Below are 13954 nucleotides of genomic sequence, written 5' to 3'. Positions count from 1 at the left end.
CACACCCGACGGGGTGCCGGTAGTGTGTACCGACCAGGGCCGGACCGTCCGGCCCAGACCCACGAGGAACACACCGCAGTTGAGCACGCAGTTGCGTCCCACGGACGTCAAACGTCTGAACCGCCAGTGGCGCAGGCGGACCGAGGGACGTCTTTCCCTGTTGGTCGAGTCGGTCACCCAGCCCTACAACCTGGGTTCCATCCTGCGCACCTGCGCCACCTTCGGTGTGGACCGTCTCTGGCTCACCGGCAACAGCGCCGACCCCGACGACCCCAAGGTCGGTAAGACCGCGCTGGGCACCGCCGCCAAGATCGCGCACGAGCGCGTCTCGACCACCGCGCAGGCCCTCGAGGCCGCCCGTGCCGACGGCTACAAGGTCGTGGCCGTCGAACTCGCCAAGGGCGCCGTCCCCCTGCACGCCGCCCCGCTGGAGCCCGACGTGTGCCTGGCCGTGGGCGCCGAGGACCACGGCTGCTCCCCCGCGCTGCTGGCCGGCGCCGACGCGATCACCTACATTCCGCAGATCGGCCGGGTCGGCTCCCTCAACGTGGCCGTGGCCACCGCCATCGCCCTGGCCGAGGCCCGGCGCCGCGAGTGGACCACCTTCGACGGCGAGGCAGAGGCCCCCGTCGGGATGTGACCGGGCCGAGGGGAATCTTTTCTCCGTCCCGTACGTCACCCTTTTGACCATTACCGCGTATTCCGCACATCAGTCCCAAGCGCCACGGCGCAGAGAGAGGAACAGTGGACCCGTCCCGAAGTACCGGCAGCATCCCTCGTGGATGCTGTGACCCCGACTCCGACGAGCCCCCTTCTTGGAAGGGCGCGCACCTGGCTAGAAACCCGATCCACGGGCGAGAACAGGCGGTGCGTGCCCGATGAGCACCGTCCTCAGTATCGCCTTCGGAGCGTTGGTGGTCTTCTTGATCACCATGGCGACCGGCTATTTCGTCGCCCAGGAATTCGGCTACATGGCCGTGGACCGCTCCAGACTCAAGGCACGGGCCGCCGCCGGTGACACCGGCGCCCAGCGGGCCCTGTCCATCACGAACCGCACCTCGTTCATGCTCTCCGGTGCCCAGTTGGGCATCACCGTCACCACGCTCCTGGTCGGCTACATCGCCGAACCGATGATCGGTGACGGTGTCGGCGAGCTCCTGGGGGGCGCGGGCGTCCCCCTCGGCACCGGCCTCGCGATCGGAACGGTCCTGGCCCTGCTGTTCTCCACCGTCGTCCAGATGGTGTTCGGCGAGTTGTTCGCCAAGAACCTGGCCATCGCCCGTCCCGAGCCGGTGGCCCGCCGGTTGGCCCTGTCCACCGGCATCTACCTGAAGGTGTTCGGCCCGGTCATCTGGCTGTTCGACCAGGCGGCCATCGGACTGCTCAAGCTCGTCCGGATCACCCCGGTCGAGGACGTCCAGCACGCGGCCACCCCGCGCGACCTGGAGAGCATCATCGCCGAGTCCCGTGAGAGCGGCGACCTTCCGGCCGAGGTGTCGACCCTGTTGGATCGCACCCTGGACTTCCACGAGCGCACCGCCGGTCACGCGATGATCCCGCGTCCGGAGGTCACCACCGTGGAGGAGGGCGATCCGGTCAGCCGGGTCGTGGAGCTGATGGCCTCCGACCACTCCCGTTTCCCCGTGCTGGGGGACGGCGTCGACGACATCGTCGGCGTGATCTGCCTGCGCGACGTGCTCGCCCTGGGCGATCGGGACCTGTCCGAGATACTCGTACGCGACGTGGCCCGGCCCACCGTGATGGTGCCGGCCTCGCTTCCGCTGCCCGGGGTCCTGGACCAGCTCCGCGACGCCTCGGAGGAGTTCGCGTGCGTCGTCGACGAGTACGGCGGCCTGGCCGGCGTCATCACCACCGAGGATCTGGCCGAGGAGCTGGTCGGTGAGATCGCCGACGAGCACACCCCCGAGGAGGAGGCTCCGGCCCCGCTCGGCGGTGACGACGGCTATCTGGTCCCCGGCGCCCTGCACATCGACGAGGTCGAGCGGCTCATCGGCCACGACCTGCCTCAGGGCGACTACGAGACCATAGGCGGTCTGGTCATCCACGCGCTGCACCGGCTGCCCCGTGTGGGCGACCGGGTCGACCTGCCTCTGCCCCGGCCGGCCGGCGCCCATGACGAGGACCCGGACATGACGTTGGCCCTGACGGTCAACGCGGTCCAGCGGCACGTGCCGCACACGGTCGAGGTCAGGTTGCACGAGGTCGCCGGAGAGGGCGCGCGGGAGGTGCGGGCATGAGTGACATGAACATCTGGTTGGCGATGGCGCTGACCGTCCTGTTCATCGCGTTGAGCGGGTTCTTCGTGGCGATCGAGTTCGCCCTGGTGGCGGCGCGCCGCTACCGGTTGGAGGAGGCCGCCCACACCAGCGCCTCGGCCCGGGCCGCTCTCAAGAGCGCCCGCGACCTGTCGCTGTTGCTGGCCGGTTCCCAGTTGGGGATCACCCTGGCCACCCTGGCCCTGGGCGCGATCTCCAAGCCCGCCTTCCACCACATGTTGGAGCCGCTGTTCGGCGGTCTTCCCGACACGGTGGGCTACGTGCTCTCGTTCACCTTCTCCCTGATCATCGTGACCTTCCTGCACCTGGTCGTGGGAGAGATGGCGCCCAAGTCGTGGGCGATCTCGCATCCGGAGAAGTCGGCGACCATGCTGGCGATCCCGATGCGGGCGTTCATGTGGCTGACCCGCCCGGTGATCGTGATGCTCAACAACATGGCCAACGGGGTCCTGCACCTGTTCGGGGTGCAGGCCGTGGACGAGCTGGTGAGCGGCCACAACCCGGAGGACGTGCGGGAGCTGGTCGAGCACTCGGCCAAGGCCGGTGCGTTGGACTCCGAGCGTCGTGACCAGTTGGCCACCGCCCTGGAGGTCAACTCCCAACCGTTGAGCTCGCACATCACCCCACGCGAGGAGATCGCCTGGGTGGGCCCGGACGCGGACGTGGAGGAGATCAAGCGGGTCTCGCGCGAATCCACGCACCTGCGTCTAGTGGTCATGGAGCAGGAGCGGCCGGTGGGCGTGCTCCACGTGCGCGAGGCGCTCATCGGGCCGGCGGGCACCACCGCCGCCGACCTGATGCGTCCGGTGCTGACGCTGGCCCCGGCCACGCCGATGTACGCGGCCATGGGGATCATGCGGGAGAGCCGCAGTCACCTGGCCCTGGTGGAGGACGGTGAGGAGCTGGTGGGTCTGGTGACCCTCCAGGACATCCTGGACCGCCTCCTGCTGTTGGACACCGCCGCCTGATCCTCGCGGTGGACGTGACGACGGGCCCTCCCGCTCTGGTGCGGGAGGGCCCGTTCGTCGTCCGGGGCCGGGTTCAGCGGTGTCGGCGGGCGCGGACGACGGCGTCGCGCATGCTCTTGTGCCCGCCGTCGGGGAGGGTGACGACGCGTTCGCGGCTGTCGGCCTCCAGCACGTCCCATTCCGCGGGGTCCAGGACCGCCGCGACCCGAGGCGCCGACATGTGGGCGTGGGCCGGTCGGTCGTGCGGGGCGGCGTGGGTGTGGGCCTCGGAGGTGTCGTGGCCCACGATGAGCAGGGTGCCGCCCGGAACGACCTTGGCGGCCAGGCGTTCCACCAGTCTCTCGAAGCGGCCGGTGGGGTGGGCGTAGTGGCTGCTGACCAGGGTGAAACCGGGCTCGCTCGGAGCCCATTCGGTCAGGTCGGCGCGCACCCAGGTGATCCGTGCGGCCGCCTCGGGGTCCAGGTCCCGAGCGCTCTGGGCGGCCTGGTCGAGGGCGGCCTCGGAGATGTCGACCGCCGTGACCCGCCAGCCGCGTCGCGCCAGCCAGATACCGTCCTCGCCTCTGCCGGCGCCGGCCTCCAGGGCGGTGCCGGGGTCGAGCTCCCCCGCGGTCTCGACCAGCGTCGGGTTGGGTCCCCGGTGCGTGCCGTGGCCGTGCTCGTGACCCTCGTAGCGCCGCTCCCAATAGTCCCGGCCGAAGGTGTCGGACATGTGCTTCCCCCTGTGGTGTGTCGATCCCGGTTCCGGCACGTCACCGGCCCGGCGTTGCCTCGTGCCCCGGTTCAGGCCGAGGACCTGCTCTCCCCGTTCAGGGCCCGGTCGACGTCGGCCTCGATCAGGTCGGCGTTGATCCGGGCGGCCGCCAGGGTTCCGGCGGCGGCCGAGGCCCCGACCTGCGCGGAGGGGTCGGTGGCGTTACCCGCCACCCAGACCCCGGCCGCCTCGGTGCGTCCGGTGGCGTCGGCGGGCAGGTGGTCGCCCATCCCCGAGGGGTGGTCGACCGGCTTCAGGCCCAGCGGTGCCAGGAAGTCCACGCGTGCCTCCATCCTCGCGGCCACGGCCAACGCCCGGCGTTCGACGAGTTCCCCCGTGTCCAGTCGTACCCCCGCCAGGGCGTCGTCGACCGTCTCGATCGCGGTGACCGGCTCGGACACGACCCTGATGCCCTGGGCGTTCAGGCGGCGGGCCTGCTCGGGGGCGATCTCTCCGCCGTCGGCGAAGTAGATCACGTCCGGGCTCCACTGGCCGAACATCGAGGCCTGGTGGGTGGACATCGGGCTCGTGGCCAGGACGCCGATGGGCAGGTCGCGTACCTCCCAGCCGTGGCAGTAGGGGCAGTGGAGCACGTCTCGGCCCCAGCGTTCGGCCAGTCCGGGCACGTCGGGGAGCCGGTCGGTGAGCCCGGTGGCCACCAGGATCCGGCGCGCGCGGACCACGCGTCCGTCGGCCAGGGCGGCCCGGAAGCCGTTCTCGGCGTCGCCCTCGACGCTTCGGACCCGGCCCGAGATGATCTCGCCTCCGTAGGAGCGCACCTCGGCACGGCCGCGTTCCAGGAGTTCGGTCGGGGGGATCCCCTCCAGTCCCAGCAGGCCGTGCACCCCACTCGCGGGGGCGTTGCGAGGTTCACCGCCGTCCACCACCAGGACCGAGCGTCGGGCCCGGGCCAGGGTGAGCGCCCCGCTCAGGCCAGCGGCTCCCCCGCCGACCACCAGTACCTCGTGGACGTCCTCGTTCTTCGTGTTCATATGACCACCTCCACCGAACACGGTGCGCCCTCCCCGGCGTAATGACAACTTTCCTTGCCGGTATGGCAACATGGACGCATGGATCACGACCTGGATCAGGCGCTGGACGCGGTCGGCCCCCGTCTGCGGGCGCTGCGGCTGCAACGTGGCACCACCCTGGCCGACCTGTCCGAGAGCACCGGGATCTCGGTGAGCACCCTCTCCCGGCTGGAGACCGGCGATCGGCGCCCCGCCCTGGAACTCCTGCTCCCCCTGGCCCGGGCCTACGGGGTCACCCTCGACGAACTCGTGGACGCCCCTCCCACCGGCGATCCCCGCGTGCACCTGCGCCCCATGAACCGGCACGGCATGACCGTCATCCCGCTCACCCGCCGCGCGGGCGGTATCCAGGCCTTCAAGATGGTGCTGTCCCCCGGGGGCGGGCGCGAGGTGCCCGATCCGCAGAGCCACGAGGGCTACGACTGGCTCTACGTCCTGGACGGGCGGCTGCGGCTGGTCCTGGGCGAGCACGATCTGGTGCTCGCCCCCGGCGAGGCCGCCGAGTTCGACACCCGCACCCCGCACTGGTTCGGCACCGCCGACGACCGTCCGGTGGAGATCCTCAGCCTCTTCGGCACCCAGGGCGAACGCGCCCATCTGCGGGCCCGCCCGCGGCGTGGTCAGGGCCGGGACGAGGGGTCATCCGCCTAGCCCCTCCACCACGCGGCCGATGACGCGAGCCCCCTCGACGAAGTCGCCCGGGCGCGGACCGGAGTAGTTGAGCCGCAGGTAGGGGCCGGTGGGTTCGGTGGGGAACCATTCGTCCCCCGGCGCCACGACGACCCCCGCCCGCGCGCACTCCTCGGCCGCCCGGAGCGGCGAGACCCCCTCGGGCAGGCGCGCCCACAGGTTCAGCCCTCCCCGGGGCGGGGTCTCCACCCGCAGGGCGGGGGCGTGTTCGGCCAGGGCCGAGGTCAGCAGGTCGCGCCGTTCGGCCAGGCGATGGCGCAGTCCCTGGCGGTGGGTACGCCAGGCCGGTCGGGTGACCACGTCCAACGCCACCTCCTGGAGGGCTCCGCTGACGTACATCGACTCGCTCTGAGCGCTGACCAGGACGCGTTCGCGCACCGGGCCCCGGGCGATCACCGCGGCCACCCGCACCGCCGGGGACACGCTCTTGGTGAGCGAGCGCAGGTGGATCACGTGCCCGTCGTCGTCACGGGCGGCCATCGGCACGGGGTCGTCCTCGATCCCGAAGTCGTGGGCCCAATCGTCCTCGATGAGGAAGACACCGTGGCGACGCACCACCTCCAGGATCCGTTCGGCCGTCTCGACCGACCAACAGGTGCCGGTCGGGTTGGCGAAGAGCGGTTGGGCGTAGAAGGCGCGCGCCCCGCTGCGGGCCAGCGCCCGGTCGACCTCGTCGGGGTCGGGTCCGTGTTCGCCCCCGGCCACGGGGACGACGCGCACCCCCGCCCAGGCGGCCGCCCTGATCGCGCCCCAGTAGGTAGGCGACTCCATCACCAGCGCCCCTCCGGGGCCGGCCAGGGCACGGAAGAGGGTGCTGATCCCGCTCTGGCTGCCGGGGACGACGACCACGTCCTCCGGGGTCGGCGGGTCGATCCCGTGAAGCGCGGATCCGGCCAGGGAGGCGGCGAACCAGGCCCGTAGTTCGGCGTCACCGGCCGCCGTGGGGCGCTCCAGCGCGGCGCCGCCCCGGGCCGCGCGGGCGAAGGCGGCGCGTACCAGCCGTTCGGGGAGCAGTTCCCGGTCGGGGTAGCCCGAGTGCAGCGCGATGGCCCCCTCGGGGGCGGGGCGCAGCGCGGTGGAGGGCTCCGGCACGCGGGGCGCGGCACCCAGGGCGGAGGTCTGCCATCGGTGATCGTGGACGCGGGTCGCGCGGCGGGCCCGGACGAAGGTGCCCACCCCGGGACGGCTCTCCACCAGCCCTTGGGCGACGAGGGCGCGCAGGGCCTTTTGCACGGTGACCGGGCTCGCCTCGTGGCGGGCGACCAGTTCCCGGGTGGAGGGCAGGCGCGCGCCCGGTTCGGCCCGAGAGATCCAGTCGCTCAATTCCGCCACGATACGGCCACTGCTATCGTTGGACATGAGAGTCAACGATAGCACTACTCACACGACCGCACCACCGCTACCCTCTTTCGGGAGCGGTCTCCGCTGGGGTCTACTCGGGGTGGCGGCCTTCTCCCTGACCGTTCCGCTCACGCGGCTGGCCGTGGCCGACGAGGGGCTGACCCCTCTGTTCGCCGGCGCCGGCCGCGCGGTCGTGGCGGCCCTGCTCGCCGCCGCCGCTCTGGCCCTGACCCGGCAGGCCCTCCCCCGGGGTCGACAGTGGCTCCGCGTGGCCGTGGTCTCGGCGGGTGTGGTCATCGGTTTTCCGGTCCTGACCTCGCTGGCGCTGACCACCGCCACCGCCACCCACAGCGCCGTGGTGATCGCGCTACTGCCCGCCGCGACGGCCACGGCGGTCGTCCTGCGCACCCGGGAGCGGCCCGGGCCGCTCTTCTGGGGGACGGTCGCGCTGGGCGCGGTGGCCGCGCTCGGCTTCTCCATCCTGTCCGGAGGCGGCGCGCTCGGCGCCCTCGCCTTCGACCCGCTCCTGTTCGGCGCGGTCCTGGCCGCCGCCGCGGGCTACGCCGAAGGCGGTCTGCTCTCCCGTGAGCTGGGCGCCTGGCAGACCATCTCCTGGGCTCTGGTGCTCGCCTCGCCGGTGATGGTCGCGCTGACCGCGTGGACCGCGGTCCACGAGCCGCCCACCGCCTCCCCCACCCAGTGGGCGGCCTTCGCCTACCTGGCCGTGGTCAGCATGTACCTGGGCTTCTTCGCCTGGTACCGGGGGCTGGCCATCGGGCCGCCCGCCCGGGTCGCCCAGATCCAGCTCACCCAGCCGGTGATGACCGTGGGCTGGGCGGCGCTGCTGCTGGGCGAAGCCCTGACCCCCAGGGTGGTGCTGGGAGGGGCCGCCGTCCTGTTGTGCGCGACACTGGCCGTACGCACCCGCTCGCGTTCCTGAACACGACGATGGGGGCGGCGCGCACGATGCGCGCCGCCCCCATCGGGGATCGGATCCCGACTCAGGCGGTCTTGACGGTGAGGCCGACCTCGATGTTGCCGCGGGTGGCGCGGGAGTAGGGGCACATCTGGTGGGCGGACTCGACCAGCTTCTCGGCCTGGTCCTGCTCCAGGCCGGGCAGGGTGACGGTCAGGTGGACGACCAGGTCCATGCCCTCGTCCTTGCCCAGGGTGACCTCGGCGTCGATGCTGGAACCGGCCACGTCGACCTTGTTCAGGCCGGCGACCTTCTTCAGCGCGCCGTGGAAGCAGGCGCCGTAGCCGACGGCGAAGAGCTGCTCGGGGTTGGTGCCGGGGCCGTCGTCGCCGCCCAGGCCCTTGGGGACGGACAGGTCGACCGACAGACGGCCGTCGTCGGTCTTGCCGCTGCCCTTGCGGCCTTCACCGGTGACGGTGGCGTTGGCGGTGTAGAGCTTCTGGAAAGCCATGGTTGCCTCTCTATGGGTCCCGGCGGTCGGCCGGGTCCCGGGTGAGTGGGGTGGGGTCGTCGGTGTCCCCGGTCACCGAACGGGTGACCTGATCCAGGAGGGAGCGCAGGTCCTCGACCCGGTCTCGGGGAAGACCGGTGGCGCACAGGACCCGATGGGGAATGTCCCGCGCGCGCTCGCGCAGACGCGCGCCCTCGTCGGTGAGGGCGACGTGCACGACACGTTCGTCCTCGGAGCCGCGACTGCGCGTCAACAGACCGGCGCCCTCCATACGGCGCAGGAGGGGGGAGAGTGTGCCGGTGTCCAGGCTCAGCGCCCGTCCCAGCTCCTTGACCGGCAGGGGATCGTGTTCCCACAGCACCAGCATCACCAGGTACTGCGGGTAGGTGAGCCCCAGGTCGGTCAGGATCTCCCGATAGAGCCCGGTCAGGGCCCGGGAGGCGGTGTAGAGGGCGAAGCAGAGCTGCTGGTCCAGGTGGAGGGGATCTCCCTCGTCGGTACCGGCCATGGGCCCTCCCCCGTATGCGCCGCGGTGGTCGGAGCCACCGTAACAGAGAAAAGGTTGTGCACAACAGTGTTGGGCACGACTTTTCTAGGCGCACCGCGGCCACGAGGGCCCGCGCCCCGGGGCGCGGGCCCGACGCCGCTCCGCTACAGGAAGCGCACCCCCTGGGCGAGCGGCAGCTCACCGCCGTAGTTGACGGTGTTGGTCGCCCGCCTCATGTACGCCTTCCACGAGTCCGAACCCGACTCCCGGCCGCCGCCGGTGTCCTTCTCGCCACCGAAGGCCCCGCCGATCTCGGCGCCCGAGGTGCCGATGTTGACGTTGACGATCCCGCAGTCCGATCCGGCCGAGGACAGGAACCGCTCGGCCTCGGCCTGGTCCTGGGTGAAGATCGCCGACGACAACCCCTGCGGCACCCCGTTGTGCAGCTCCACCGCCTCCTCCAGGGTGCGGTAGGTCATCACGTAGAGGATGGGCGCGAAGGTCTCCTCCCGCACCACCTCGGCCTGCCCGGGCATGCGCACCACCGCGGGCTCCACATAGAAGGCCTCGGCCGCGTCCTTCTCCAGCCGTCGCTCGCCGCCCACCAGGACCCGACCGCCGTCGGCGCGGGCCCGCTCCAGGGCGGCGCGCATCGCCTCGTAGCCGCGCTCGGAGACCAGCGGACCCACCAGGGTGTCCTCCTCGAAGGGATCTCCCACCCGACCGCCCAACTGCTCGTAGGCGTTCACGATGCGCTCGGTGACCTCCTCCACCACGTCCTCGTGCACGATCAGCCGGCGCAGCGTCGTACACCGCTGCCCCGCCGTCCCCGCGGCCGCGAACACGCTGCCGCGCACCACCAGGTCGACGTCGGCCGAGGGGGTCACCACCGCCGCGTTGTTACCGCCCAACTCCAGCAGGTAGCGGCCCATCCGCGCGGCCACTCGGGGCGCCACCGCGCGCCCCATCGCCGTGGAGCCGGTCGCCGAGACCAGCGCCACCCGGGGGTCGTCCACCAGGGTCCGGCCGATGTCGGCCCCGCCCAGCACCACCCGGTGCACGTCGGCGGGGGCGCCCACGTCGGCCGCCGCGCGCATCAGGAGACCGTGACAGCCCAGCGCGGTCAGCGAGGTCGTCTCCGAGGGCTTCCACACCACCGTGTCGCCGCATACCAGCGCCACGCAGGTGTTCCACGACCACACCGCCACCGGGAAGTTGAAGGCGGTGATGACCCCGACGACCCCCAGCGGGTGCCAGGTCTCCATCAGGCGGTGTCCGGGCCGCTCCGAGGGCATGGTGCGCCCGTACAGCTGACGCGACAGTCCGACGGCGAAGTCGCAGATATCGATCATCTCCTGGACCTCGCCCAGCGCCTCGGAGCGGATCTTGCCCGCCTCGATGGTCACCAGTTCGGCCAGGTCCGCCTTGTGCTCGCGCAGGAGCTCGCCCAGTCGGTGCACCAGCCTGCCCCGCTCGGGCGCGGGGGTGTCGCGCCAGGTGGAGGTGAAGGCGGCGTGCGCCGCGGCCACCGCGTTCTCGGCCTCGACCGGGGTGGCGAACTCCAGGGGGAACAGGTCCTGGCCGGTGATCGGCGTGCGGGCCCGCCCCGGCGCCCCGACGGCTTCGGGCAGCCCGGTCGTACCGCAGCGTTCCAGAGCGATCCGCGCGCGTTCGGCGAGGGACCGCGTGTCGGGAAGAGCACCATTCGGCATGTGTGTTCTCTCTCCGTTGAGAGGGACGATGGTCACCCCTCACCTTGCCAAGTCCCCGCTCCGGGGTCCACCCCCGGCGTTCGGATTCGCCTTCCCCGTCGGAGTTCCGGCCCGTTCGTCACCGACGAACGTTAGACTCTGCGGGCCCGTCCCCGACCCAGACAGCTGGCCCGTGCACCACGACACCACCCCCGAAGAGAACCGTGCCCTCCTCCCCGCTCCCCTCCGGATCCTGGAACGTTCCGGTTTCGGCGCCGCCGCGCCCCTGTTCACCGCCGACCTGCGCGACGCCGACTCCTTCGAGCGCGCGCGGGAGGTGGTCGCCTCGCACGCCTCACGCCTGTGGACCGAGGCGGTCCGTGAGGACGGCGGTCCGGTCGACGACCGTCCGCTGTACTGGGCCCGCCTGACCCTGGCGGCCCGACTACGCTCCTGGTCGCCCTCCTTCCCGTTGGAGGCCGAACGGCGCGCCGAGCTCGCACGCCTGTTGGAGACCGCCTCCCGAGGCATCACCGAGCTGGACTTTCCGCCCGGCGACCGCTGGGTCCGGGTGGTGGTGACCGGTTTCGACCCCTTCCATCTGGACGGGGACCCCGAGTGTTCCAACCCGTCGGGGGCGGTGGCCCTGGCCCTGGACGGTCTGACCTTCCCCATGGGCGAGCGCACCGCGCTGGTGCGTTCGGCCCTGTTCCCGGTGCGCTGGTCGGACTTCGAGGAGGGGATGGTGGAGGAGGCGCTGGCTCCCCCGCACGGGGTGGCCGACGCCGTCATCACCCTGAGCCGGGGCCGACCGGACCGCTTCGACCTGGAGGTGTTCAACGGCGCCTGGCGCGGTGGCGGCACCGACAACCTGGGGCAGACCCGCACCGAGCCCGTACCGGTCTCCGAGGGGCCCGGGCCGGAGTGGACGCGTACGTCCCTGCCGGTCGAGGAGATCGTGGCCGCGGTGGAGGGCCCCTATCGGGTGGTGGCCAACACCGAGGTCGTCGAGGTCCCCGCCGGTGGCGCCGAACCCGTGACGCGCCCGGAGGGACCGAGCGAGGGTTCGTCCGCCCGGAGCGGCGGCGGGGGCGACTACCTGTCCAACGAGATCGCCTACCGCAACACCCTGCTGCGGGACCGGCTCGGTTCCCGTGCCCGTTCGGGGCACGTGCACCTGCCCAAGACCACGCGTCCGGAGGAGCACGTCGACGTGGTGGAGCAGACACGCGCCATCGTCGCCGCGGCCCTGATCTGAGCCCTTTCGTCCTTCGCCCGGCCCCGGGTCGCTCCGTTCCCTTCCGAGAGCGACCTGGTGGCCGGGTTTTCGTCGGCCGGGGGACACGCCCGAGCGCGCACCGAAGAACAAATCGCACTTTTTCGTCAACGAACGGACATTCATTCACGCTGCGAGGTCGACTCGTCGCTCTGAGGTGCGGCTTTGCGGCCCCACCTCCGATATGGTCCCCACGTGTCTGTCATCTCTCTGCGACGAAACGTCACCGTCGGTGTCGCCCTGGGGATGCTCCTGGTCCCCGGGTGCCACGCCGCGGACACCTCGATGCCCTACGCGGAGGCGATCCAATTCGCCCCCGAGGACCTGGGTGGCCTGAACACGCGCACCGTGTCCGTGGAGTCCGAGGACAGTACGGTCTCCTACAGCTATCCGATCCTGGGCGAGTCCCATCCGCTCTCCGCCTACGTGCGCACCGCCATGGCCGAGCGGCAGACCGCCTTCCTGGAGAACCTGCCCGACCGGGGCGACCCCGAGCTCGTCCAGACGACGAGCCTGCTGGCCGCCTCCGACGACGTGGTGGGTGTGCGCATGAGCGTCACCGACTCCACCAAGGCCTCCGACCGACCCGGATCGTCCACCCTGTGGTACGACGCCCGAACCGAACAGGTAATGCCCTGGACCTCGCTCTTCCACGACGAACAGGCCCTGGCCCAGGCCCACCTGGCCCTGGCCGACGTCCTGCGCGAGGACTACGACATGGCCCCCGAACAGTTGCCCGGCCTGGTGGGCGAGGTCTCCGCCAAGGCCGAGGAGTCCGACGGCGAACTCGTCCCGGCCGCGGCCTCGGACCCGGCGACCGACCCCGAGGAGGGGGAAGGCCCGGGCGAGGGAGAACTGCCTCTGGGCGACGCCGACCTGACCGATCCGGAACAGGCCATGGAGGCGGCCGAACGCTGGTCCGCCTCGCCTCTGGCCGACCTGGCCTTCAGCACGGCGGGCGGCCTGGCCGTCCGCATGGACCCGGCCCAGATCCCGGGGACGGGCCGGGCCGAGGAGGCGCTGATCCCGATCGAGGCGGAGGAGACCGAGGAATCGCTCTCCGAGCTCGGCTATCGGGCCCGCGACGCCGCCGTCAACGGCAACTCCGTGCCCGCCGAACGAGTCGCCGAGACCACCGGTGACACCGAGGGCCGCACCCTGGACTGCGCCGAGGCCAAGTGCGTGGCGCTGACCTTCGACGACGGACCCGGCGAGTACACCGAGGAACTCCTCGACACGCTCGCCGAGTACGACGCCCAGGCCACCTTCTACGTGCTGGGCTCCCTGGTGGAGGAGTTCCCCGAGATCGCGGAACGCACCGCCGCCGAGGGCCACGAGGTCGGCAGCCACACCTGGAAGCACGACGACCTGACCTCGCTGTCCGGCGACGGCGTCCGCGAGGACATGGAGCGCACCTCCGAGGCCATCGAGAAGGCCACCGGGAAGGCTCCGCGCACCATGCGTCCGCCCTACGGCTCGCACAACAGCACCGTGAGCGACGCCCTGGGACAGCCGATCATCCTGTGGGACGTGGACACCATGGACTGGCAGAGCCGCGACACCGACGCGATCATCGATCACGCCGTCTCCGAGGTCGATACGGGCAGCGTGGTGCTCTTCCACGACATCCACAAGAGCACCGTCGACGCCATCCCCGACATCCTGAAGGAACTGCATTCCCAGGGCTACCACTTCGTGTCGGTGGAGAACCTGTTCGCGGACGGACAGCTCTCCGAGGGGGAGGCCTACACCGACGCCCGACTCGAGTGACATCCGTACATGAGGGCCGGGGCGCGAGGGCGCGCTCCGGTCCTCCCTTCATGTCCGAACGCCTCGGAGGCGGTGATCGCCCCGGATCCCCGACATGGCCGAGGAAGCGGACCGAAACCGCCCTCACCTGGAAGAAGAGGCCTTACTCACTCGGCACGTCCCAAGGGGACCCCCACGTTGTCACCACGAAAACATTCACGTACATTTCGATGCGTGAACGTT

General features: G+C 71.4%; 13 protein-coding genes. 7 read left to right on the top strand and 6 right to left on the bottom strand.

Annotated elements, in window-relative coordinates; all coding sequences use genetic code 11:
- Nucleotides 1-79 precede the first annotated feature (79 nt).
- The 3 genes from TR33_RS03585 to TR33_RS03575 all read left to right on the top strand — a co-directional run bounded on the left by TR33_RS03585 (nt 80) and on the right by TR33_RS03575 (nt 3265).
- The gene (locus TR33_RS03585) at nt 80-640 is read left to right on the top strand and encodes a TrmH family RNA methyltransferase (protein ID WP_187294495.1); all 561 of its coding nucleotides are present in this window, start codon (nt 80-82) and stop codon (nt 638-640) included.
- Between the two features lie 238 nt (nt 641-878).
- Nucleotides 879-2258 carry a hemolysin family protein gene (locus tag TR33_RS03580; RefSeq protein WP_014913572.1) on the top strand — a complete coding sequence of 460 codons (1380 nt, stop codon included), beginning with the start codon at nt 879-881 and terminating at the stop codon, nt 2256-2258.
- Nucleotides 2255-3265 (top strand): hemolysin family protein, encoded by a 1011-nt coding sequence (locus TR33_RS03575; RefSeq protein ID WP_014909362.1) that lies wholly within the window; start codon nt 2255-2257, stop codon nt 3263-3265. Before TR33_RS03580 ends, TR33_RS03575 begins: the two co-directional genes overlap by 4 nt.
- A 73-nt stretch (nt 3266-3338) precedes the next feature.
- Here the strand turns inward: TR33_RS03575 and TR33_RS03570 are convergent, their stop codons facing one another.
- Both TR33_RS03570 and TR33_RS03565 read right to left on the bottom strand, forming a co-directional pair.
- Nucleotides 3339-3977: a class I SAM-dependent methyltransferase gene (locus TR33_RS03570; RefSeq protein ID WP_014909311.1), complete on the bottom strand. Its 639-nt coding sequence runs from the start codon at nt 3975-3977 to the stop codon at nt 3339-3341.
- A 71-nt stretch (nt 3978-4048) separates the two neighbouring features.
- Entirely contained in the window at nt 4049-5011 is a 963-nt protein-coding gene (locus TR33_RS03565) for an NAD(P)/FAD-dependent oxidoreductase (protein WP_017534981.1), read from the bottom strand.
- Between the two features lie 78 nt (nt 5012-5089).
- On the opposite strand from TR33_RS03565, the gene TR33_RS03560 reads away from it, so the two are divergent.
- Nucleotides 5090-5701, top strand: coding sequence for a helix-turn-helix domain-containing protein (locus tag TR33_RS03560; RefSeq protein WP_017534982.1), 612 nt, complete (start codon nt 5090-5092; stop codon nt 5699-5701).
- On the opposite strand, the gene TR33_RS03555 is transcribed toward TR33_RS03560, so the two are convergent.
- Nucleotides 5690-7099 carry an aminotransferase-like domain-containing protein gene (locus TR33_RS03555; RefSeq protein ID WP_042281413.1) on the bottom strand — a complete coding sequence of 470 codons (1410 nt, stop codon included), beginning with the start codon at nt 7097-7099 and terminating at the stop codon, nt 5690-5692. The genes TR33_RS03560 and TR33_RS03555 overlap by 12 nt on opposite strands.
- Between TR33_RS03555 and TR33_RS03550 the strand changes: the two genes are divergently transcribed.
- The gene (locus tag TR33_RS03550) at nt 7098-8021 is read left to right on the top strand and encodes a DMT family transporter (RefSeq protein WP_084570189.1); all 924 of its coding nucleotides are present in this window, start codon (nt 7098-7100) and stop codon (nt 8019-8021) included. The two genes, TR33_RS03555 and TR33_RS03550, sit on opposite strands and share 2 nt — an antisense overlap.
- A 61-nt stretch (nt 8022-8082) precedes the next feature.
- On the opposite strand, the gene TR33_RS03545 is transcribed toward TR33_RS03550, so the two are convergent.
- The 3 genes from TR33_RS03545 to amaB all read right to left on the bottom strand — a co-directional run bounded on the left by TR33_RS03545 (nt 8083) and on the right by amaB (nt 10707).
- On the bottom strand, nt 8083-8508 hold the full coding sequence (locus TR33_RS03545; protein ID WP_014910250.1) for an organic hydroperoxide resistance protein: 426 nt from the start codon (nt 8506-8508) through the stop codon (nt 8083-8085).
- Nucleotides 8509-8518: 10 nt separating this feature from the next.
- Nucleotides 8519-9016, bottom strand: a complete 498-nt coding sequence (locus TR33_RS03540; protein ID WP_014910754.1) for a MarR family winged helix-turn-helix transcriptional regulator — start codon at nt 9014-9016, stop codon at nt 8519-8521.
- Between the two features lie 143 nt (nt 9017-9159).
- Nucleotides 9160-10707: an L-piperidine-6-carboxylate dehydrogenase gene (amaB, locus tag TR33_RS03535; protein WP_014909522.1), complete on the bottom strand. Its 1548-nt coding sequence runs from the start codon at nt 10705-10707 to the stop codon at nt 9160-9162.
- Nucleotides 10708-10879: 172 nt separating this feature from the next.
- Here amaB and TR33_RS03530 point away from each other — a divergent pair, with 172 nt between their 5' ends.
- Nucleotides 10880-11944 (top strand): PA0049 C-terminal domain-containing protein, encoded by a 1065-nt coding sequence (locus TR33_RS03530; RefSeq protein ID WP_017534985.1) that lies wholly within the window; start codon nt 10880-10882, stop codon nt 11942-11944.
- A gap of 213 nt (nt 11945-12157) precedes the next feature.
- The gene (locus TR33_RS03525) at nt 12158-13732 is read left to right on the top strand and encodes a polysaccharide deacetylase family protein (protein WP_042281409.1); all 1575 of its coding nucleotides are present in this window, start codon (nt 12158-12160) and stop codon (nt 13730-13732) included.
- The last annotated feature ends 222 nt before the right edge of the window (nt 13733-13954 follow it).

Source organism: Nocardiopsis alba, assembly GCF_000710955.1.
GTDB classification, from domain to species: Bacteria; Actinomycetota; Actinomycetes; order Streptosporangiales; family Streptosporangiaceae; genus Nocardiopsis; species Nocardiopsis alba.
Note: the sequence above shows the minus strand (reverse complement) of the source record. Positions and strands in the feature narration are given on the sequence as shown.

Bases quoted from the DNA above. Each gene is read 5' to 3' on its own strand.
- TR33_RS03580 (WP_014913572.1), top strand. From the start codon at position 879: ATGAGCACCGTCCTCAGTATCGCCTTCGGAGCGTTGGTGGTCTTCTTG.
- TR33_RS03575 (WP_014909362.1), top strand. From the start codon at position 2,255: ATGAGTGACATGAACATCTGGTTGGCGATGGCGCTGACCGTCCTGTTC.
- TR33_RS03570 (WP_014909311.1), bottom strand. From the start codon at position 3,977: ATGTCCGACACCTTCGGCCGGGACTATTGGGAGCGGCGCTACGAGGGT.
- TR33_RS03565 (WP_017534981.1), bottom strand. From the start codon at position 5,011: ATGAACACGAAGAACGAGGACGTCCACGAGGTACTGGTGGTCGGCGGG.
- TR33_RS03560 (WP_017534982.1), top strand. From the start codon at position 5,090: ATGGATCACGACCTGGATCAGGCGCTGGACGCGGTCGGCCCCCGTCTG.
- TR33_RS03550 (WP_084570189.1), top strand. From the start codon at position 7,098: ATGAGAGTCAACGATAGCACTACTCACACGACCGCACCACCGCTACCC.
- TR33_RS03555 (WP_042281413.1), bottom strand. From the start codon at position 7,099: ATGTCCAACGATAGCAGTGGCCGTATCGTGGCGGAATTGAGCGACTGG.
- TR33_RS03545 (WP_014910250.1), bottom strand. From the start codon at position 8,508: ATGGCTTTCCAGAAGCTCTACACCGCCAACGCCACCGTCACCGGTGAA.
- TR33_RS03540 (WP_014910754.1), bottom strand. From the start codon at position 9,016: ATGGCCGGTACCGACGAGGGAGATCCCCTCCACCTGGACCAGCAGCTC.
- amaB (WP_014909522.1), bottom strand. From the start codon at position 10,707: ATGCCGAATGGTGCTCTTCCCGACACGCGGTCCCTCGCCGAACGCGCG.